The following is a 20,733-nucleotide window of genomic DNA, read 5'->3' on the forward strand; positions in this document are numbered from 1 at the left end:
AATGTCATTGCTAGCTAAAAGCGGGGGGAGGTGTATGGCTCTTTATGTCATTCCCGCGGAAGCGGGAATTCAGCAATTAAAAGGTATATACACAGTAAGTTTTTAATATTAAAAGCTCGATTTATCTCGCTTTATCCTGGATTCCTGCTTTCGCAGGCATGACATCGAACAAACCTCCTGCTATCAAATAAATTATTTAATAAGGAATTATATGTTAAATAAATTATGTAAGATATTATTTGTTATAAATCTGTTATTAGTGACAGTTCAAAGTTATGCTTCACCTCCGCCCTTACCGCCATCATTACTGGCTGTCGAAGTAGATACTAAAGATAAGGATGTTCGCTCTAGTGCCGATATTTCTTTTTTTGATAAATTTAAGCAATTTTTTAGTAAACCAAAAAAGAAAGATATACCCCCTAAACAAGCAAATGAACAAACTAAAGCAGCCCATCAAGAAGAACCAACGCTAGCTTTCCAAGAGCCTAATGACAATGAACAAACTGAGCCGTTTATAGATGTCGGTAATACAGTATTGCCTAGTGCTACAAGTGATAACGTTCATACAAATCCCAGTCATGAAAGTAGTGTAAATTTAGCTTCTCATGACATTCAGAAATCTAATAAAGCCGAGGCATCTGAACCTTTTATGGATATTGGTAGTGCAACGTTACCTAGTGTTACAAGTAATAAAATGCATGAAGAACAAGTTGCTTCTAATGAGCATAATGATACAAATTTAGCTTCTAATATTATAACTCCTAACGTACCGAGACCGATAGTATCTATGCCTCCGGCTCAAGCAGGAAGTGATGTAGTGCCTCCGCAGCGACCGGTGCAAATATATAAACCAACCAATTTGCCGCCTATGCATAAGCCTATTCCGCTTAATCCCCCTTCTGATGCTACTAAAGAGGAAGAAAGCGTAGCACCGATAGTACCGCCCTCTATACCTAATATGCCTGCTGTTGCGCCGCCTGTGGTTAGCCCGCCGGTAACCCAAGATACTACATCAAGTACTATGCCGACAACAGTACCTCCTGCAGGAACTCCGGCAGTACCTAGTAATGTACCTGCACCTCCGGTAATGCCTACAAATCAACCGTCTACACAGCCTATAACACCGACTAGCCCAAATACACCCGTTACTACTCCGTCTAAAGTAGTTCCTACAACCGATTCTTCGGCGGAACTCAATAACTCGCAAGAGACATTTGTGGCTGTTTCAGATGTCCCAAAAAAACAAGATTGGAATACGCCGCTTATACCCTTTATTGTAATGAAGCCGAATCAACCTCAGCCTTTAGAGAAGCAAATTAATAATAATCAACCTACAAATAATCAAGAGAAATCACCTCCGGTAAGCTCTCCAAATGTCACGATTCAAAAACAAGATAATAACGTAAATAATGAAACATCGGAGTTAGTAACAAAATTTGTTAAAGATGAAACACAAGTGTTACTTTTACCTGATGATGATATAGTTCTTGGTAAACTAACAGAGCAGGCAACTTTAGAGCAGATGGATATGTATGCATATATAGAGCTGTTCCAAAAGAAAGAAAAATGGATAGCAAGTGCCGAAAGAAGAAAAGTTGTAGAGAGTTTTATTAAATATGATAATGATATAAATAAAAAGAAAGATATTTATGCCAATCTGTCTTATTGTAGTGCAGTAGAGAATGCTTTTAGAGCAGTGGATAGAAACAATCTTTTTGGGTTGCGTGCGTTACTTGACGTTTATCCTATATTGCAAGAAAAAGGTGGAAGCGGTGAGACATTACTAACTGCTGCTATTTATAACGATAATTACTATTTAGCAAAATTTTTGGTCATACGAGGTATTAAAATTTCTACTCTAAATGATGAGTGCCAATATCCATTAGATATTGCATTAGCTCAAGGCAACGCTAACATAGCTTGTATGTTAATCAAAGCTAAGGGATATCAGTGATAAGATTATTTTTATCGTCATTGCGAGCGACTGTAAGGAGCGTGGCAATCTCATGCAATAGTATAAAATTCTGAGATTGCTTCGTCAAAACTTACAGTTTTGCCTCGCAATGACGTAGAATTTTCAAACAATTTCTTTAAAGCTTAATTGCTTTTCTATGTTAAATAGTTTAACTTAGGAGAGAAAATAATTAATTAAATCTCTAATATATGAGCGATTTATTCAGCTTTAACAAAGAAAAGAAAAATAAGCTAGTCGATAATAACTATAGTGCAAAAGATATTGAAGTATTAGAGGGGCTTGAGCCTGTTCGTAAAAGACCGGGGATGTATATCGGGGGTACTGATTCAAATGCTATGCATCATTTAGTATCTGAGGTGCTGGATAATGCTATGGATGAAGCAGTCGCCGGCTTTGCAAGTATCATCACGATAAAACTGCATCATGATCATAGTATTACTATATTTGATAACGGTCGCGGTATCCCTATTGATAATCATCCTAAATTTCCTGACAAATCAGCTTTAGAAGTAATTTTAACTACTCTTCATTCAGGAGGTAAATTCTCAAATAATGTTTATCATACTGCAGGCGGATTGCATGGTGTTGGAATATCGGTAGTAAATGCTTTATCTAAACATTTAGAAATAAAGGTTTATAAACAAGGTAAATTATATAGCCAAAGTTATTCTAAAGGAGAAAAATTAACTGATTTAATATGTGAAGAAGCATCTAAAAGGCTAAGAGGTACATCAATAAATTTCACTCCCGATCCGGAAATTTTTAGTGAAAAATTACATTTTAATCCTAAAAAGATTTATGAGCTTGCAAGGTCAAAAGCTTATTTATATCGCGGTGTTACTATAGAATGGGCATGCGAAGTAGAAGTACCGTCAGATATACCTAAAAAGGCATTAATAAGTTTCCCGAACGGTTTAAAAGATTATTTAAGTTCAAAAATAACTTTAGATAATTTAGTTATTCCAGGAATTTTTGCAGGTCATATAGAGTCTACGCCGGACAGGATAAAACTTGAATGGGCAATTTGTTGGCAAAATAACGATAGCTCGGCATTTATTCAATCATATTGTAATACTGTTCCGACTCCTCAAGGAGGAACACATGAGCAAGGACTTAAGTCGGCTATTTTACGTGGGCTTAAAGCATATGGTGAAATGATAGGGAATAAAAAAGCTGCTAATCTAACTATTGAGGATATTTTAGAAACCGCAAGTGTCGTACTTTCTATTTTTATAGCTGAGCCGTCTTTTCAAGGACAAACTAAGGAAAAATTAGTATCAAACGGTGTAAGTAAACCGGTCGAGAATATAATAAAAGATCATTTTGACCATTTTCTTAGTAGCGATAAAGCTTTAGCTACTAATTTACTTGAGCATGTAATTAGCATTGCTGAGTTTAGAATCAGTAAGAAAAACGAAAAAAATATTTCCCGTAAAAATGCCACTCAAAAATTACGTTTACCCGGTAAACTTGCCGATTGCACACGCACTTCACCTGAAGGGACAGAATTATTTATTGTAGAAGGTGATTCGGCAGGAGGCTCTGCAAAACAAGCACGTAATAGAGAAACGCAAGCAGTATTACCGCTATGGGGTAAAGTTCTAAATGTTGCGAGTTCTACGCTTGAGAAAATCGTTAATAATCAAGCAATACAAGATTTAGAAATAGCTCTTGCCTGCGGTAGTTTAAAGAATTATAAAAAAGAAAATCTGCGTTACGAAAAAATAATTATTATGACTGATGCAGATGTTGACGGTGCCCATATAGCTTCACTATTAATGACTTTCTTTTTTTTACGAATGCCGAAATTGGTAGAAGATGGGCATTTATATCTAGCTAAGCCTCCGCTTTATCGTTTAACGCAGTCTAATAAAACTTATTATGCAGGTGATGCAGAGGAAAAAGCTAAGTTAACGGATAAATTATTAAAAGCTAGTAAAGCTAAAATTGAAGTAGGTAGGTTTAAAGGTCTCGGTGAAATGATGCCTGCACAATTAAAGGAAACTACTATGCATCCGGAAAAAAGATCGCTTTTCAAGGTAACTTTAGAAGATTTTCAAAATGTCAATAAAATAGTAGATGATTTAATGGGTAAAAAGCCGGAAAAAAGATTTCAATTTATTTATGAACAGGCTTTAGTTAAAATGGATAAAATTATTAGTGAGCTGGATATTTAATCGTTATTGCGAGGAGCCGTAGGCGACGCGGCAATCTCGTCAAATATCCAGAGATTGCTTCGTCAAATTACTTCGTAATTTTCCTCGCAATAACGCTTTGCTTAAAAAACACACATATTTGGAGTATTATGTTATTACGTTTAATTATAACACTATTTTTTATTATAAATTCTATTTGTGCATTTGCAGAAGGAGAAAAAGAAACTGAAAATAAAATATCAAATCAGGAAGCTTATAAGCAATTTCAAGACGTATTTGAACGTATCGAAAAGGATTATGTACAGGTACCCGATAGGCAAAAAATGATAGATGAAGCAATTAACGGTATGTTAAACTCACTTGATCCTCATTCAAGCTATTATACCGATGAGGATTTAGAAGATATTTTTACTTTTACAAAAGGTGAATTCGGCGGAATCGGTGTTGAAATAATGTATGATAGCGGAGCAATTAAGATAATATCGCCTATCGACGATTTGCCGGCCTTCAAAGCAGGGCTTAAAGGCGGGGATTATATAGTAGGCGTGAATGACGAGTTAGTCTCTACGCTTGGTCCTAATAAAGCTATAAAAGAGATGCGTGGTACGCCTGGTACTAAGGTTAAATTGTTGATAATTAAGGAAGAAAAGGCAAAACCGCAAGAGCTAGAGCTTACTCGCGAAATAGTAAAAATCAAGCCGATAAAAGCACATTTAGAAAAAAATAATATTGCATATATACGTATAACTACTTTTAATGAGTCAACAATTTCTGAGCTGAAGGCAGCAGTAAAGAAGTTAAAAACTGAGAGTAAAGATCACCTTAAAGGTATAATTCTAGATTTACGTAATAATGCCGGAGGTATACTCGATCAAGCTATTGCTGTTAGTGATTATTTTATTGATTCCGGTGTAATTGTAACAACAAAAGGTAGAACTACATTAAGTAATAGTGAAACTAAAGCAAATGAGTTTTCATTAAAAGCTCCCAAAGTACCTATGATAGTTTTAATAAACGGTAATTCTGCCTCTGCCTCGGAAATAGTTGCCGGAGCTTTGCAAGATCATAAAAGAGCAATAATACTTGGCACTAAGTCTTTCGGTAAAGGATCAGTTCAGGCTTTAACGCAAATCAATTCTAGGGCTGCCGTAAAACTGACTATATCTAAATATTACACCCCAAGCGGTCGTTCTATTCAAGCAGAAGGAATAGAGCCTGATATTTTAATTGAGCCGGCGAAAGTTGAGTATCCAGAAGTGAAAAAAATAGATAAGCGTTTTTCTGAGAGTTCTTTAAAAAATTATTTGAAGAATGATAATGAAAAAAACAAAGATAATTCATCTAAAAACAAAGATAGCAAAAAAGAAACAAAAGCCAAAAATAATAAACAAGAAGAGAATGAATTATCGGAATTATACAAAAAAGATTATCAATTTGCTCGTGCTTATGATGTAATTACAGGGTTGATTATTAATAAGAAGCTGGAAACAAAATAGAAAGTTAAACAAGAAGATAAGTAGAGAGGATAATATCATTCTCGATTTTGCTGCATGGATAGATTCTTCGTCATAAGCTACGGAAAAACTGTAAGTTTTGTACGTACGCAATCTCAGGACCCCTGGTTTATGAGATTGCCACGCTCCTTTTAGTCACTCGCAATGACGATTTGGTATGCAAGCAAGCCTTCCGCAGGGATGACATCAGTTGAGCTAAAAATAACTACTAGGTCTTATAATGAACCATAATAAGTATATAGTAAGATTGTCATTCATTATATTGTTTCTTAATATTGTCATAAATATGATGTTTTATCATTATTTTATGATAAAAGAAATGATAGTAAAACAAGTGGCTTTGGAACATACTAAAATTGTAGAACTTTACACTGATAATATTTGGAAGACTCATCAGAACGTAATCAGTAAATTACATAAATTCGATTATTTAAAACTATTACAAGATCAAGATTTTATTAATTTTGCAAAGATTACCGCTCAATGGTTCACCAATCTTAATATTAATATTTCTCTCTACGATCTCAAAGGTAATAAATTCATCACTAGTAATATGTTATATATGTATAGTGTAGACAATTATAAAGATGATAGTTTGGTTGAGATAGTTGCCGCAAAAATCGATAAATTTTTTTTTAAATCCTTTGCTTCAAAAGCGCCGCTTCGAGATGCTTTTGAAGGTATTACAAGTCATATATTATTACCAAGGGTAGTAATAGAAAATGAAAGTGATTTAACAGTGGAAGAGGCTTCTTTTGTTACTAGCTATATCCCTGTTATAGATAATAATTTAGATTTTCCCGTAGATGCAGTATTTGAGATTAACACTAATATTACCAGCCAGTGGCAAAATATAACCTCTCTTGAGCAAAAGGTTTTTATAACTTTTATCATTATTTTTATAATATTCTGCACTATAATTATTAGTAATACTAACTATGCTAGACAAATTATTGAGGAGCAGCTTGAAACAAATAGAAATTTAAAAGCTCAAATAGTAAAAGTAGAAAAAACCAGCTCTTCAAATACAAAGTTTTTTGCTAATATTAGTCATGAATTGCGTACACCGCTTAATGCTATAATAGGCTTTTCGGAAATTCTTATGTCGGAAAGAGATGCGGAAAAAAGTAAAAATTATATTAAAGATATAAATGATGCCGGTAAGCATTTGCTTAGTATGATTAATGATATTTTAGATCTTTCTAAAGCTTCTGCCGATAAATTAAAAGTAGATAGTATAGATCTTGATTTAAATAAATTAATTAGTTCTTCGCTGATACTTGTTAAACCTCGTGCTGCTCAAGCCGAAGTGGCTTTAATTAGTAGATTACCGAAAGAGCATGTGGTTATAAAGGCTGATCCAAAAAGGCTAAAACAAGTATTCTTAAATCTTTTATCAAATGCCGTGAAATTTACAAATTCCGGAGGAAGTGTTACTATTGCACTTGAAAAAGATGAGTTAGCAAAATTAGTATATATAAAAGTTATAGATACCGGTATCGGTATTGAGGAAAAAGATATCCCAAAAACTTTATCGGCGTTCGGTCAAATTGATAGTGAGCTTAGTAGAAAATATGAAGGTACCGGTCTTGGGTTGCCGCTTACTAAAAAGCTGGTTGAACTTATGAACGGTAAATTTGATTTGCAAAGTAAGATAAATGAAGGTACCACCATAACAATAACTTTTACATATGACGGTAGTATTGAAATATAAAAAATTGTGTGGAATATTAAAAAATTTTCGGTATTATAAAACAAATTATAAATTTTTACAAAATATATGAAACTGATTGTCTTATTATTGACTTTTTTATTTTCTATGTTTTCTTTCGGAGAAAGCGAAACTATTAAAGGCAAGCCTTTAAAATATGCAGCAAATAATGATTTTGAAAATAGACTCGATGAACAGGAACAAGAAATCAGAAGGCTAATTGGTAAAGTTGAGGTTTTACAGCATAAAATTGATATGCTAACGCAGAACTCAAATATTTCAAATCAAGAAGAAAATACTGAAGTTTTAGAAGCCGGTGATTCAAAAAAACAAGATGTGTTTGATATAGCTTTGCTTAAAGATATGCCGGATAATGCTCCTAAAAAACCTATTGCAGTTAATAAGGATATAGCTCCTGATAAGCAAGCTTACGATTTGGCTCTTGCTGCTTATAAAGATAATAAACTTACTGAAGCAAAAGATCAGTTTAAAAATTTTATCCAAAAATATCCTAACAGTTCGCTAATTAGTAATGCTTATTTCTGGTATGGGGAATGCTTTTTTAAACAAAAAGACTATAACGGGGCAGCGGTTAACTATTTAAAAGGCTATAAAGAGTCACCGAAAGGGGCAAAATCTTCCGATGGGTTATTGAAGTTAGCACTTTCCTTAGGCGCACTAAAAAAAACTCAGGAAGCATGTAATATGCTTGCTAAGCTTGATAAGGAATTCCCAACTAATAGAACTGCCGCATCCAAGAAAATGGCAGAAGATGCTAAGATTAAATTTAGCTGTAAAAATAAATAAAAATAATAAAATATGACTGATATTTTGGATGAAATACTGAGTGATCAAAATGAAGAAAAAAGGTTAATTTTTTTCAAAAAGCTTTTACCTATAATAATAATCATTTCTATAATAGCTATTACTATAATGGTTGTTATTAATAATAATAAAGATAAAAGAATTAAAAATAACCAAAAAAACGGAGATATTCTTGTTAAGACTGTTGGTTTGGAAACAACAAAAGATAATGAAGAATTAGCTTTTAATACTTTAGAGAATTTAGTTACTACTAGTAATACTAAAATCAAAGAAATAGCTGCATTAGAACAAGTAGCCATAAAGATTTCAGAAAAAAAATATTCAGAAGCGAAAGACCTGCTTAATAAAATTATTGAAAATAAAGAATATTCCGAAATTTCTACTTCTTATGCACGTATTTCATGGTGTGGTCTTGTTATTGATGATCAAAATCTAGATATTCAAGATAAAGAGAAATTGACCAAATATTTAAACTATTTTGATGACGCGAAAAAACCTTTTTGGGCTACAGCAACTATTATAAAAGCTATGTGGGATATTAAGAATAATATGAAACCACAAGTAGAAAAAAACCTAAAAAATTTATTAATTTCAAATAATGTATCTGATCTAATAAAAGATCAGGCTAAAGCATTGCTTGTAAATTTAAATAAATAATAATTCGCACTTAAGGAAAAATATGACACAAAAAATAGCACTTCTGTTATTACCGTTTATTTTAATTTCATGTAACGGGCTTGGACCAAAAAGGGTAAAAAATATTGTTGAGTTGACTCCTAAATTAGCAATTCAGACTCATGAGCCTATATATTTAGATTCTAATGCAAATATATATGCATTTAATGCAAATATGCTTAAGAATAAACAGTATAGTTTCGCTAGAAGCAAAACGATTACCGAGCCGGTTTTTATAGGCGATATGATTTATGCATTGGATATTAGATCGAATATTTCTGCATTTTCTATAGAGAAAAATAAGATTATTTGGTCTTATAATTTAAGTGGACATAAAAAAGATAATTATATAGGCGGCGGAATTTTACACCACAACGGAAAATTATACGTAACATACGGTTCAAGGTTGTTAGTAGTGCTAGATACAAAATCAGGTTATGAAATAATTAGAAAAGAACTTCCGGATATTATTAGAATTAAGCCTATTGTGCTCAATGATAATACTGTCTTAGTGCAAACTATCAGTAATCAAACTATTGCTTTAAATGCAGAAACTTTAAAAACCGTATGGGAACATGAAAGTCTAACGGAAGTTTTGTCGGCTAGTTATTTTATGACGCCGATAGTACAGTATGACAATGTAATAGTAACTTATAATTCCGGGCAAATACTTGCCTTAAATATAACAAACGGTGAAGTAAAATGGAATTTTGAGTTTGCAAATCTTAATGATCGTACAGCTATACCGAATTTTGACGAATCAAGTATTTTATGTACTCCCGTTCATGATAATATGAATCTGTATATAGCAACCGGTCTTGGTAAGCTTATTAAGCTTAATGTAGCAACCGGCAGTGTGATTTGGCAGGTAAATGCCGAGGATATTCAATCAATGTCTTTAATCGGTAATAGCCTATTTGTAACAAATAATGCTAGACAAATAGCAGCATTTAATCCTGAAACAGGGAAAGTAAAGTTTGTAGCTGATTTAAATGATGGAAAAGATCCTAAGAAACTAAAATCTGCTGCTTTTTTAGTACCTTTTGTTGGAGTTGATAATAACAATAAGCGAAGTTTAAATGTTATTGCCGTTAACGGTGTTTTATATAGTTTTGATGTTGATAATAATGGATTAAACATGATACCTCATATTGTCAAAATTATAAAAAATATTCGTTATTATGGGCTAAGAGCAAATAATAATTTATATTTTTCTACCGATAGAAAAATAATATTCGGAAGTAAATAAATTATATTTAGCTTGACAGATAGCGGGTATTAATGCTATTAAATGTGTATGTTGCTTGATTCTTTAATTTTAAATTCTAATTAAAAAGATACTATTGTGAAAACTTACTCGGCAAAGCCATCGGAAATTGAAAAGAAATGGTGGGTCATAGACGCAAAAAATATTGTACTAGGACGACTCGCTAGCAGAGTTGCTAATATGCTACGCGGTAAGCATAAGCCTAGCTTTACCCCTCATTTAGATTGTGGTGATAATATAATCATAATAAATGCGGAGCATGTAAAATTAACAGGTAAAAAAGCGAATCCCAAAGACGGAAAGATATATTACAGATATACAGGATTTCCAGGTGGGATAAAAGATACTACGGCAGGTAAAATCTTAAGTGGTAAACACCCTGAGAGAGTTATTAAAATGGCCGTAAAAAGAATGATTACAAGAAATGCTTTAGGTGCTAAGCAAATGAGTAATTTGTATGTTTATGTAAATGGTGATCATCCTCATATGGCACAGCAACCTACTGTTTATGATTTTGCAAGCCAAAATCCAAAAAATAAAAAGTAATAGAATATGCCCGAGTTAAAAATTAAAACAGAAAAAGTAGAAAAGCAGTTAACTAAAGAACCTTTAGTATTAAAAACTCCTAAAGAAAAAATAGATAATTCAGGTAAGCTTTATGCTACAGGTAAAAGAAAAAATGCTATAGCACGAGTATGGCTTAAAGTAGGACAAGGAAAAATAGTTGTTAATAAAAAAACAATAGCCCAGTATTTTCCTTCTGAAACTTATGTGAAAACTATCTTACAGCCGTTTGTCTTAACAAAAACTATTGATCAGTATGATGTAATTTGTACTGTTAGAGGTGGAGGAATTTCAGGACAGAAAGGTGCTATTTTACATGGAATTTCTAAAGCTTTAGATAAATCTGCTCCGGATTTTCATGCTATTTTGCGTAAAGGCGGTCTTTTAACACGTGATTCTAGGGTAGTAGAGCGTAAGAAATACGGACAACGTAAAGCACGTAAGAAAACACAATTCTCTAAACGTTAAGATAAAATTTGAGAAGTTGCTAGTCAAGTTGCATGGATCAATTTTTTTCTTGTCATCCCGCGACTTGATCGTGGGGTCCAGCTTAAAATATTTAAATTATTAGTATTTTAAGTTATTTTTTTGGGGATACTATGGTCAAGCCACGGTATGATGCTAAGTACATTTTCTAAGCCATGCAACCGCTTTTATCTCGAATGACACTTCTTAACAAATTATATCAACACTTTTCCCCTGGCGGGGTAGCTCAGCTGGTTAGAGCGGCGGAATCATAATCCGTGTGTCGGGGGTTCAAATCCCTCCCTCGCTACCATTCATTTGTCTTTTTGACAGTTCTATAGTAAACTGATTTGAACTTTGTGTTTTGTTGTTTATCCTCTCGTCTATTATATATATAGGCTCCTACCTTCGTGCCTGTCACAAAATGGGGTTTACTATAGTACTGTTAACAGTCCCATAGTATTTAATAAAATTTTGTATAAGATAAATATTAGACTTCTTGCATAACCTATTTTATAAAGAGGAATTTGAAGGAGGCACGGAACATAGAACTGGAGCGTAGCCAAATCTATGTAAGGATTCGTACCGGATCGACACATACAAATTACCTTTAGAAAGAGATTATGCAAGAAGTCTATTTTATATTAGGTTCTGTGAAGATCTCTAAAAAGATTTGATTTACACTAAAAAATATCTCAAAATAACAAATCAATTAGAAATCTTTACAAAGCCTAGCATTTTATGAAATTGATTTTAACAAGTTTAATTTTTATATTTATGAGCTTTCTTCCAATATATGCTCAATACCTTACCTAAAGGGTTCGTGTATCTGAAAGATATCGATCCTACAATTATTCAAAATATGCATTATTATTTAGATGAAAATTTTGTTGGTAAAAAGGTAGATGGTTATAAAGCACCGGAAGCAATTTTAACCATAGAAGCTGTTAAGGCTCTTAAAGCAGTACAAGCTGAGATACAAAAAGATGGTTATTCACTGATTATATATGATGCATATAGACCACAAAAAGCTGTACAACATTTTTTAAGATGGAGCAAAGATAATATTGATCAAAAAAATAAGGAAAGCTTTTACCCATGCATAGATAAGTCTAAATGTTTTATATTAGGTTATATAGCTGAAAGCTCTAGTCATAGTAGGGGAGTACTGTAGATTGATCAATAATAAAGCTTCAGAAGGAAGTTAATAATAATCCTGAAGTCATTAAGAGCAAGCTGAAAGACGAGCGTGTTATAATCCTATTTAGATGACAATACGGTAGACATGTATACTTCTTTTGACTTATTTGATGAAGCTTTACCTCATGACAGTAAATTAATTGATAAGCAATATTTAGCAAAACGTAATTATTTACGTTCTAAGATGCAAAAACATAATTTTTAAAGCATGTAAAATTGAGTGGTGGTATTATACACTTGCAGATGAGCCTAATAACGCCAGTTTAGGATAAGGGAAGTTGTGAATTGTTTAAAAAAGGTATAAATTTATTAGTTTTAGTAAGATTAAAAGCATTAACACAAGCTAGAATATGAACTAAAAAGTTGTTAGGTGACCTATGTCTTGAATGTTCAAGATTCATGTTTTTCTTTAATACACGTTAAGAATAGACTTAATTAACGATCTTTTACGAAGTAGTATCTTATCTTCTAAATCTAATAGATAGATTCTTCATATCTTTCCTTATTCCTGTAAATAAATGCAAGCCTCTAGAGTTTAATATGCTAAATAAATCCTTAGAGATATAAGCTTTATCACCAAAGATTTTGCCTTTTAATGCGGTAGTTATACTGCTTGCTACTGATAAATCACTACTATTTGCTTTGGTAATGTTGACTGCCATAATTTGACCTTTATTATTAATTCTATATGTAACTTAAAACCCATAAACCAACCATAGCTACTCATACCTATTTTAGCAATATTACTAAACACTCGATTATTACTTGTACGCTTTGTATGGCATATAGATAATTTAGTTGAATCGATAAAATAAACCCCTGTATCTTCACCCCTAAATAATTGTAGCATTATAACAAGCGGTAAAACTAGCCTCGGCCATAGTTGTATTATCCGACTATAACTCGGTAGTTTAAAATAACCTCTGCATTTGTATGATAAATAATATAAATAGTAATTTTTAAAGTCCTTACACGGTGATAAATAAAAATATAATACTATAGTTAGTAACTCGCAGAGTTTTAAACTCCCTTCTCTCTGACGTTGCCTATCTTTTGGTATTGATTTCTTTTGCTCCCATTCCTCATACTATGTTGCAAAAATTATCTAGTATGCAGAATAAACTTATGATACATTTCTTCATGTTGAGAGTATATTTTTTGAATAAATCTTATATATCTCAACACTCAAATCCTTGCAACCACTTCTATATTATCATCTCTCTATATCCTTCTTATACTCTAAATGCGCGTTATAAAAGCATCAAGTTTTTATTTTCTCTTATCCTAAACTGGCGTTTATAAAGATTAATATTTTAACTTTGATATAGAAAAAAAACTATGACAGTATTAAGTGAGAAAAGATGCATACCATGTGAGGGTGGAGTTCCGCCACTTGAGAAAAAAGAAATTGATAAGTTAAAGTTATTAGCTCAATTACAAAGTGAGTGGCAAGTGAATGCATTAGGGCCTCTTTATAAAAAATATAAATTTTCTAATTTTATCAAAGCTATGGAATTTGCAAATAAGATAACTGAAATTGCAGAGCAGGAAGCACATCATCCCGATTTAACTATATCTTGGGGAGCATGTAGTGTGGAAATATGGACGCATAAAATCGACGGTCTTACGGAAAACGACTTTATATTGGCTGCAAAGATAGAAAGTAAAATCTAATTATTTTCAGGTTGTAATAATTAATTGCTTAAGTGAAAAGAATAATAGCAAAAATCACACAAGTATCAACAGCTAAACGATGGTTTCTTAAATTCATTGAATTATAACAATAATCTTAATAATAAGACATGTTATAATAAACATAAAGTAACGTTATGCCAAATTATCATATTAAATTTTACCAAATTATAGTTAATTTAATCGGTTATTTTTGTAGGCTTAGTTTATTACCAAATTTAATACCAGCTGATTCTAGTGAAAATAGTTATGACCAAAGCCTTGATAGAAATAAGGTATATTTTGTACATTTAAAACCTTTTTTTAATACCTCTACATATTTTTTAGATGAGCATCCTGATCATACCTTTGTACATTATTGCTGATAAAAAATATATTTTATGTGGATTGGTTAGAGAGCTAAAATGTGCGTTTGAAGATATAAATTCATGATTTTTAATGCCGGAAGCTCACATTGATACGGTTAATTGAGAAACTGAAACAACAACAAATCACTGTCTAAGTAATTTTATTATAAACTTATTTCATATAAGATAAGTAAAAGATTTTATTGCTAATATCACTATATCTAATCTAGCAAATGCATTTACTGTACATATAATCGGTGATAATAATTATAACCTAATAAAGAATGATAGCACATATTATATGATTGAATCTAGTTGCGATAAAGATATTAGTTTATTGTCTAGAGGAACAAATGAGTGTGCTGTATTTACTTTAGGCAATGATACGGATACTTCATTATTTAGTGCTATAAATGAATGAATTGAAGGTGATAAAGAGGTAAATAGTACTGCTACAAGTACTATATTTATCTATATTACAACAGCAGTAACATTAAGTATATTAGGCATAAGATACATAGCTAAAATTAAGGTATATATAAATTCTGATTACCATGATGATAGCGATCAACATAATATATGTCTAGGGCAAATAGAGGATCAAGAGGCTCTAAATAATTAAGTATAGTAAAAGAAATTGAACATAATTCAACTTCTTTTACTATATATATAAAATTTTTACTGAATTAATGATTCAAATTCTTTTACGACGGCTTGGTAAAGTTTACGTTTAAACGGTATTATAATAGATAAGAGTTCATCAAGTGATGCCCAACGCCATTGGTCAAATTCCGGATTAGAGGTATTTATGTTAATATCTTCGTTATTTCCGGTAAACCTAATTAAAAACCAGCGTTGTTTTTGTCCACGAAAATTACCGTTCCACAGTTTAGGTATTAAAAAGCTTGGTACATCATAACTATACCAGCATTTGCTTTCGGCAATAATATATCCTTTATCGCTGCCTATTTCTTCTAACATCTCACGCATTGCTGCAATACTTGGTGTTTCGCCGGGAACTATCCCACCTTGCGGCATTTGCCATGCAGATATTTTTGTATCTATTCTTTTACCGACGAATATATTGTTATCGGCATTTAATATCATCATGCCGACCCCTGGTCTATATGGTAAATCAAGATGTTTTTTGGAAGAATTGCTCATTATTTTTTTACTTTAAAAAATCAATTATAATTTTACTACTTTATTTTTACCCGTTGTTTTAGCTTCATACATAGCTTTGTCAGCACGTTCAATGAAAGATTCTATTGATTCTTCTTTTTTATATTTCGTAACTCCGATTGAAATAGTTTGTTTTAAAGGTTCAATTTGATCTTCAATGTGAAAATCCATATATTCTATTTTAACTCTAACTCTCTCCGCAGTTTCAATTGCTTTAGAAATATCTATATCCGTTAAGAGTATAGTAAATTCTTCACCGCCGAATCTTGCTATTAAGTCTGTTACTCTGAGAGTATTCTTCAAAATGCGGGATACAATTGTTAAAACCTTATCGCCTGCTTGATGACCGTAAGTATCGTTTACATGTTTAAAATTGTCGATATCGCACATAAGTAAATATAATTTAATACTTTCTTTATTAGCTTTCTCAATCATTTGTTTGAGATGTATATCGAAATAGCGACGATTAAATAAGCCGGTTAGACCGTCTTTAGCTGCTAAATTGACACTTTGTTCAAGATCATTACGTAAATTATCTTGATATTGCTTACGTTTTAATTGTGTTCTAATTCTAGCAAGCAATTCGCTTTCCTCTATAGGATAAACGAAATAATCATTAATACCGAGTTCAATACCTTTCACAACCAAAGGCATACCGTCTTCATCAATTTGTAAAATGATTACCACGCCGCTTATTTCTGTTTTACCTCTTAAAATAACACTGATCCTCAAAGGATCGTCATTTTCGAGCGTACTACTGATAATTACTAAATCGGGGGTATATTCATTTATAATATCTAATTCATCGGAATTACTTATTACCTTTACGTTTTGGGTAATTTTAAGTAACATTTGTTTTATATTTTTAGCTTGTACCACATCATCATTAATTAGTAATATTTTTTTATCTGCAAAAGTGTCATGCATTTCGATATTTGTTACGCCTAATAATGCATTAGTGCTATTACGAAGCTTTAACTCATCAATTAAGCTTTTCATTCTAGATAGCGATTTAAGTCTTACAAATAGAGCAGTATCGTTAATCGGCTTTGTTAAAAACTCATCAGCTCCTGCCTCAAGACCTTTAACTCGATCATCAATATCGGAAAGTGCAGTTACCATTACAACCGGTATATGAGTAGTTTCCGGATCGGTTTTTATCGTTTTACATACCTCAAATCCATCCATTTCCGGCATCATAACATCAAGTAGTATAATATCAATTTTTCCCTTTTTAAGAATTGCTAGTGCTTCTTTGCCGCTATTTGCAGTAAGAACCGTATAATATTCTTTTAAAAGTTTGGCTGTTAGTAACTTAATATTGGGTTCTATATCATCTACTACTAATATTGTGGTCATAAGATTAAATTCTTGTTTTTAAAGGAAATAATTTGTATTATATTTATACTTTAATTTTAAGTCTTAAATGTATGATATATGAAAATTTCAGCAAATTCAATTAGAACAGGTAACATATTAGTTTATAATAATGATTTATGGGTTGTAAGCAAAACACCGGAACATACTCAACCCGGGAAAGGTGGAGCTTATGTACAAGTTGAGATGAAAAATTTAAAAACAGGGACAAAGCGTAACGAAAGATTCAGTTCTTCCGATTATTTAGAAAAAGCCGAACTTGAACAAAAAGATTATAAATTTTTATATTTTGAAGGTGATGATTTGGTATTGATGGATACCAAACATTTTGATCAAATAAATATTCCCAAGGAAATGTTAGAAGAAAAATTATCTTTCTTAACTGAAAATATGATTGTTAAAGTCGAATTTTATAATGACAAGCCTTTAAATATTGAGCTTCCTCCAATTGTTATACTTGAAATTAGTGAAACTGATCCGGTAATAAAAGGAGCAACCACTACCGCTTCTTATAAACCAGCAATTTTAGAAAATGGTATTAAAGTTAAAGTCCCGCAATATTTAGAAATAGGAGAAAAAATTGTTGTTAAAACTGATGATATGACATATGTCGAGCGAGCGAAGTAAGCTGTTTTATTGAACTATGGATGTCATTCCAGTGAAGGCATTGCCCGTGTGGATACCACCCCGTCATTGCGAGCAGCCGTAGGCTGCGTGGCAATCTCGTCAAATATCCTGAGATTGCTTCGTCAAAACTTACAGTTTTTCCTCGCAATGACGACTTTTAGCATCCACTCAGGCGATGCTTTTAGCTAGGAATGGTATCGATTTTTAAAGCCATACGACATAATTTCTAAAACTAATATCTTAAATTAAAAATATCAAATGCAACCTATAACTAATTTATTAATTAATGCCCTGCGTAAAGCTGTTAAGTTTTTGCATAGAGATTTTTTAGAACTCGAAATGCTACAAAAAAATTCTGTAAGAAATGAAGAATTTTGTAAGCGATCTTATTTAAAATTAAAAACTTTATTATGTGAAGAATTACAAAAACATACACAATATTTATTTTTTCCGGAGGCAAAATTCGATTTAAATAATAATTATGAGAGTGTTTTTTTAATTAATCCTATAGATAGCCCAAATAATTTCGCCAGAAGCATACCTTTTTTTGCGATATCCGTAACTTATTTAAAAAGGAATCAAGAAGTTTTAACTCCTACTTCTACAGTAATATATTTTCCTGCTCTTAATGAAATTTATTATGCTGAAAAAGGTAAGGGAGCTTGGATAGAAAAAAATAATTTAAACTCTAATTATCAAGGATTAAGACTTAGAGTTTCCGATAATGCCGATTTAAAAAACTGTTTAGCAATTATTGAAGATGTAAATCATAATGATTTGGAGGAGATAGAGGTAGATAATATTAGATCTTTTGGTTCTCCTTGCTACGGGGCTATGCTTGTAGCGTCAGGTAAAGCGGATTTAATATGTTTATCATTATTAAATTTTACATTATATCATGCATTTGAGCTTTTTATTAAGGAAGCAGGCGGGATAATTATAGATTCTAGCGATAAATTTCTATATTCAAATCGTTATATTACTCAAAGACTTAAAAAATATTAGACAAGAAATTATTTTAGATTTGCATTTTTATTGTTATAATAATATTAATATAATTATTAATTCATAAAGTTATGGCACATTATAAAGAGTTTGAATTTGACTGCGATTTTGGTGGACAAAGAGCCAAGTTTAAGTTTTATATAGGTACGCCTCAAGAAGGGTATCATCCGCTACAATTTCAAGCAAAATGGTTATCTGACGAAAGAGGCGGTACTATTCCTGATGATGTTATGAAAGCAATATCACAGCTAAATGATCTTGCCAAAAAAAACGGTGTTCCACTTCCGGATTTATGCGTATATGCTCTTGGTGTCGCGCAAGAAGCCCAAGCTACCCCTCAAGACGAAGATAAAGACGAGAGTGAGAACCAAGAGGATAAAGCAGAGCAGGCATAGTTAAAAATAATAAGGAGATTCATAGAGATTAAAATGAAACAATATAATGATTTATTTAAAATTATTCACCGCGAAGGATATATATTTATTGCTAGCTTTGCATTAGTAAGTTTTTTATTAGCATCATTTAATGAAAAACTTGGCTGTATTGGATGTATTGCTACTGTTTGGTGTATTTATTTTTTCCGTAATCCTGATCGCTTTGTGCCTATAAGTGATGATCTGGTAATAAGTCCTGCAGATGGAATAATTCAAGAAATTAAGGAAGCATTGCCGCCTCCGGAATTAGGGCTTGGTGATGTGGAAATGATTAGAGTTAGTATTTTTCTAAATATTTTTAATGTCCATGTTAATAGAATCCCGGCAAACGGGAAAATTTTAGCACTTCATTATAATCCGGGAAAATTTTTTAATGCTTCACTCGATAAAGCTAGTATTTATAATGAGCGTCAATCAGTATTAATGGAAACTGCTCAAGGGCAGAAAATTGTTTTTGTTCAAATAGCCGGACTTATAGCAAGGCGTATAGTTTGTGATTTAGAAGAGGGTAGTGAAGTTAAAACGGGCGAGCGATACGGTATAATTCGTTTCGGTAGCAGAGTAGATGTTTATCTACCGTTGAAAACAGCTTTATTAGTGAGTAAAGGGCAGACTGCTATAGGCGGTGAAACTATCATTGCTGATTTTGGACGTAAAAAGACAACAGAATTTAAGTTTGAGAGGAAGTAGCCTCATAACTTTAAAACCGTCATTGCGAGCAGCCGTAAGCATGGCTTTGTTTATGTCATTCCCGCCTACGCGGGAATCCAGTGCAACATATAAAAAACTTGTTTTTTATATGTTTATTTTATCAAATATATAATTTTTGTACCAATTAAGATTATTTTTTTCTGGATTCCTGCTTTTGCAGGAATGAGACATTGACAGCCATACAACCACACTGTTTTTGCCTTGCAATGACGTTATAAATACATTTTGAGTATAAAAATTGTTAAAAATTCGTAAATCTATAATAACTAAGCCTGTACCTCTAATAAAATTAATTCCCAACTTTATTACGTTGCTTGGTTTAGTAACCGGTATGAGTTCTATAAAATTTGCTTTGGATAGCAGATGGGAACTTGCGGTATATTGCATTATAGTAGCGGCAATTATTGACGGTATCGACGGTAGAATAGCAAGGATGCTAAATGCAGCTAGCCCATTTGGTGCAGAGCTTGATTCATTATGCGATTTTGCTAATTTCGGTATAGCTCCTGCCTATCTGATATATTTATGGTCTTTTCAACAATATGAGTATAAGGTATTTTCATCAGCGGTAATGTTATTATTGATAGTGTGTATGGCACTACGTTTAGCTCGCTTTAACGTTGGTATTTATCAACCGACACAAGATAAAAAAACTGACTATTTTTTTACCGGTGTACCTGCCCCATGCGGTGCTTTGCTTGCTTTAACGCCTGTAATGATAGATTTTGAAATCGGTACGTTATTAAATATCAATATCCGTACTCACACTATAACAATTAATATATATTTGGCTATTATAGCGTTTCTACTTGCTAGTAGGCTTCCTACAATCTCAACAAAAAATTTGAGTATTAAACCTGAATATTTATCGCTTGCAATGATTTTAGTTGCTATTGTTATTATAAATCTTATCATATATCCATGGTATTCACTGCCGTTAATTGCAGTTATATATATTCTTTCTATACCAATTTGTTATTTTTTAAAACATAGAGGGTATTGGTAA

Annotated in this window: 19 protein-coding genes, 1 tRNA gene and 4 pseudogenes; 20 read left to right on the forward strand and 4 right to left on the reverse strand. The window is 32.2% G+C overall.

Annotation, left to right across the window (positions count from 1 at the left end):
• Position 1 precedes the first annotated feature (1 nt).
• From A3305_RS10480 to A3305_RS04730, 13 genes and pseudogenes are all read left to right on the forward strand, one after another.
• Positions 2-222 (forward strand): annotated as a pseudogene (locus A3305_RS10480) (hypothetical protein).
• Positions 212-1,954, forward strand: coding sequence for an ankyrin repeat domain-containing protein (locus A3305_RS04675; RefSeq protein WP_014391951.1), 1,743 nt, complete (start codon positions 212-214; stop codon positions 1,952-1,954). Before A3305_RS10480 ends, A3305_RS04675 begins: the two are co-directional and overlap by 11 nt.
• A gap of 209 nt (positions 1,955-2,163) precedes the next feature.
• Positions 2,164-4,152: a DNA topoisomerase IV subunit B gene (gene parE / locus A3305_RS04680; RefSeq protein WP_014391952.1), complete on the forward strand. Its 1,989-nt coding sequence runs from the start codon at positions 2,164-2,166 to the stop codon at positions 4,150-4,152.
• A 128-nt stretch (positions 4,153-4,280) separates the two neighbouring features.
• Positions 4,281-5,627 carry a S41 family peptidase gene (locus A3305_RS04685; RefSeq protein ID WP_014391953.1) on the forward strand — a complete coding sequence of 449 codons (1,347 nt, stop codon included), beginning with the start codon at positions 4,281-4,283 and terminating at the stop codon, positions 5,625-5,627.
• A gap of 238 nt (positions 5,628-5,865) precedes the next feature.
• The gene (locus tag A3305_RS04690) at positions 5,866-7,359 is read left to right on the forward strand and encodes a sensor histidine kinase (protein ID WP_014391954.1); all 1,494 of its coding nucleotides are present in this window, start codon (positions 5,866-5,868) and stop codon (positions 7,357-7,359) included.
• Between the two features lie 66 nt (positions 7,360-7,425).
• A complete protein-coding gene (ybgF, locus tag A3305_RS04695) occupies positions 7,426-8,163 on the forward strand; it encodes a tol-pal system protein YbgF (RefSeq protein ID WP_014391955.1) in 738 nt (245 codons plus the stop codon).
• A 12-nt stretch (positions 8,164-8,175) separates the two neighbouring features.
• The gene (locus tag A3305_RS04700) at positions 8,176-8,838 is read left to right on the forward strand and encodes a DUF2659 family protein (RefSeq protein ID WP_014391956.1); all 663 of its coding nucleotides are present in this window, start codon (positions 8,176-8,178) and stop codon (positions 8,836-8,838) included.
• Positions 8,839-8,860: 22 nt separating this feature from the next.
• Complete coding sequence (locus A3305_RS04705) at positions 8,861-10,105, forward strand: outer membrane protein assembly factor BamB (protein WP_014391957.1); 1,245 nt, start codon at positions 8,861-8,863, stop codon at positions 10,103-10,105.
• Between the two features lie 96 nt (positions 10,106-10,201).
• Positions 10,202-10,669 carry a 50S ribosomal protein L13 gene (gene rplM, locus A3305_RS04710; protein ID WP_014391958.1) on the forward strand — a complete coding sequence of 156 codons (468 nt, stop codon included), beginning with the start codon at positions 10,202-10,204 and terminating at the stop codon, positions 10,667-10,669.
• A gap of 6 nt (positions 10,670-10,675) precedes the next feature.
• Entirely contained in the window at positions 10,676-11,155 is a 480-nt protein-coding gene (rpsI, locus tag A3305_RS04715) for a 30S ribosomal protein S9 (RefSeq protein ID WP_014391959.1), read from the forward strand.
• Positions 11,156-11,388: 233 nt separating this feature from the next.
• Positions 11,389-11,465, forward strand: a tRNA-Met gene (locus tag A3305_RS04720).
• Between the two features lie 428 nt (positions 11,466-11,893).
• A pseudogene (locus tag A3305_RS04725) lies at positions 11,894-12,326 on the forward strand (M15 family metallopeptidase).
• 111 nt (positions 12,327-12,437) lie between these two features.
• Positions 12,438-12,624 (forward strand): annotated as a pseudogene (locus tag A3305_RS04730) (peptidase M15).
• A gap of 189 nt (positions 12,625-12,813) precedes the next feature.
• Here A3305_RS04730 and A3305_RS11250 read toward each other — a convergent pair.
• Together A3305_RS11250 and A3305_RS11255 are read right to left on the reverse strand one after the other, a co-directional pair.
• Positions 12,814-13,014 carry a transposase gene (locus tag A3305_RS11250; protein WP_014391701.1) on the reverse strand — a complete coding sequence of 67 codons (201 nt, stop codon included), beginning with the start codon at positions 13,012-13,014 and terminating at the stop codon, positions 12,814-12,816.
• On the reverse strand, positions 12,969-13,202 hold the full coding sequence (locus A3305_RS11255) for a transposase (RefSeq protein WP_014391702.1): 234 nt from the start codon (positions 13,200-13,202) through the stop codon (positions 12,969-12,971). The genes A3305_RS11250 and A3305_RS11255 overlap by 46 nt, the downstream gene beginning before the upstream one ends.
• A gap of 488 nt (positions 13,203-13,690) precedes the next feature.
• On the opposite strand from A3305_RS11255, the gene A3305_RS04740 reads away from it, so the two are divergent.
• Together A3305_RS04740 and A3305_RS04745 are read left to right on the forward strand one after the other, a co-directional pair.
• Positions 13,691-14,026: a 4a-hydroxytetrahydrobiopterin dehydratase gene (locus tag A3305_RS04740; RefSeq protein WP_014391962.1), complete on the forward strand. Its 336-nt coding sequence runs from the start codon at positions 13,691-13,693 to the stop codon at positions 14,024-14,026.
• Positions 14,027-14,181: 155 nt separating this feature from the next.
• Positions 14,182-14,476: pseudogene (locus A3305_RS04745) on the forward strand (hypothetical protein).
• 593 nt (positions 14,477-15,069) lie between these two features.
• On the opposite strand, the gene A3305_RS04755 reads toward A3305_RS04745, so the two are convergent.
• On the reverse strand, positions 15,070-15,555 hold the full coding sequence (locus tag A3305_RS04755; RefSeq protein WP_014391965.1) for an RNA pyrophosphohydrolase: 486 nt from the start codon (positions 15,553-15,555) through the stop codon (positions 15,070-15,072).
• 24 nt (positions 15,556-15,579) lie between these two features.
• Positions 15,580-16,932, reverse strand: coding sequence for a PleD family two-component system response regulator (locus tag A3305_RS04760; protein ID WP_014391966.1), 1,353 nt, complete (start codon positions 16,930-16,932; stop codon positions 15,580-15,582).
• A gap of 78 nt (positions 16,933-17,010) precedes the next feature.
• Between A3305_RS04760 and efp the strand changes: the two genes are divergently transcribed.
• The 5 genes from efp (at position 17,011) to A3305_RS04785 (ending at position 20,733) form a co-directional block, all read left to right on the forward strand.
• A complete protein-coding gene (efp, locus tag A3305_RS04765) occupies positions 17,011-17,577 on the forward strand; it encodes an elongation factor P (RefSeq protein WP_014391967.1) in 567 nt (188 codons plus the stop codon).
• Between the two features lie 258 nt (positions 17,578-17,835).
• Positions 17,836-18,582 carry an inositol monophosphatase family protein gene (locus A3305_RS04770; RefSeq protein ID WP_014391968.1) on the forward strand — a complete coding sequence of 249 codons (747 nt, stop codon included), beginning with the start codon at positions 17,836-17,838 and terminating at the stop codon, positions 18,580-18,582.
• A gap of 71 nt (positions 18,583-18,653) precedes the next feature.
• Positions 18,654-18,977 carry a DUF2610 domain-containing protein gene (locus A3305_RS04775; RefSeq protein ID WP_014391969.1) on the forward strand — a complete coding sequence of 108 codons (324 nt, stop codon included), beginning with the start codon at positions 18,654-18,656 and terminating at the stop codon, positions 18,975-18,977.
• Between the two features lie 33 nt (positions 18,978-19,010).
• Positions 19,011-19,706, forward strand: coding sequence for a phosphatidylserine decarboxylase (locus tag A3305_RS04780; protein WP_014391970.1), 696 nt, complete (start codon positions 19,011-19,013; stop codon positions 19,704-19,706).
• A gap of 259 nt (positions 19,707-19,965) precedes the next feature.
• Positions 19,966-20,733 carry a CDP-alcohol phosphatidyltransferase family protein gene (locus A3305_RS04785; RefSeq protein WP_014391971.1) on the forward strand — a complete coding sequence of 256 codons (768 nt, stop codon included), beginning with the start codon at positions 19,966-19,968 and terminating at the stop codon, positions 20,731-20,733.

The sequence above is a fragment of the Rickettsia amblyommatis genome (genome assembly GCF_002078335.1).
In the GTDB taxonomy this organism is placed as follows: Bacteria; Pseudomonadota; Alphaproteobacteria; order Rickettsiales; family Rickettsiaceae; genus Rickettsia; species Rickettsia rickettsii.

What these genes read in the sequence shown, in the direction of transcription:
- A3305_RS04675 (WP_014391951.1), top strand. Translation starts at nt 212, where the DNA reads ATGTTAAATAAATTATGTAAGATATTATTTGTTATAAATCTGTTATTA.
- parE (WP_014391952.1), top strand. Translation starts at nt 2,164, where the DNA reads ATGAGCGATTTATTCAGCTTTAACAAAGAAAAGAAAAATAAGCTAGTC.
- A3305_RS04685 (WP_014391953.1), top strand. Translation starts at nt 4,281, where the DNA reads ATGTTATTACGTTTAATTATAACACTATTTTTTATTATAAATTCTATT.
- A3305_RS04690 (WP_014391954.1), top strand. Translation starts at nt 5,866, where the DNA reads ATGAACCATAATAAGTATATAGTAAGATTGTCATTCATTATATTGTTT.
- ybgF (WP_014391955.1), top strand. Translation starts at nt 7,426, where the DNA reads ATGAAACTGATTGTCTTATTATTGACTTTTTTATTTTCTATGTTTTCT.
- A3305_RS04700 (WP_014391956.1), top strand. Translation starts at nt 8,176, where the DNA reads ATGACTGATATTTTGGATGAAATACTGAGTGATCAAAATGAAGAAAAA.
- A3305_RS04705 (WP_014391957.1), top strand. Translation starts at nt 8,861, where the DNA reads ATGACACAAAAAATAGCACTTCTGTTATTACCGTTTATTTTAATTTCA.
- rpsI (WP_014391959.1), top strand. Translation starts at nt 10,676, where the DNA reads ATGCCCGAGTTAAAAATTAAAACAGAAAAAGTAGAAAAGCAGTTAACT.
- A3305_RS11250 (WP_014391701.1), bottom strand. Translation starts at nt 13,014, where the DNA reads ATGGCAGTCAACATTACCAAAGCAAATAGTAGTGATTTATCAGTAGCA.
- A3305_RS11255 (WP_014391702.1), bottom strand. Translation starts at nt 13,202, where the DNA reads ATGCTACAATTATTTAGGGGTGAAGATACAGGGGTTTATTTTATCGAT.
- A3305_RS04740 (WP_014391962.1), top strand. Translation starts at nt 13,691, where the DNA reads ATGACAGTATTAAGTGAGAAAAGATGCATACCATGTGAGGGTGGAGTT.
- A3305_RS04755 (WP_014391965.1), bottom strand. Translation starts at nt 15,555, where the DNA reads ATGAGCAATTCTTCCAAAAAACATCTTGATTTACCATATAGACCAGGG.
- A3305_RS04760 (WP_014391966.1), bottom strand. Translation starts at nt 16,932, where the DNA reads ATGACCACAATATTAGTAGTAGATGATATAGAACCCAATATTAAGTTA.
- efp (WP_014391967.1), top strand. Translation starts at nt 17,011, where the DNA reads ATGAAAATTTCAGCAAATTCAATTAGAACAGGTAACATATTAGTTTAT.
- A3305_RS04770 (WP_014391968.1), top strand. Translation starts at nt 17,836, where the DNA reads ATGCAACCTATAACTAATTTATTAATTAATGCCCTGCGTAAAGCTGTT.
- A3305_RS04775 (WP_014391969.1), top strand. Translation starts at nt 18,654, where the DNA reads ATGGCACATTATAAAGAGTTTGAATTTGACTGCGATTTTGGTGGACAA.
- A3305_RS04780 (WP_014391970.1), top strand. Translation starts at nt 19,011, where the DNA reads ATGAAACAATATAATGATTTATTTAAAATTATTCACCGCGAAGGATAT.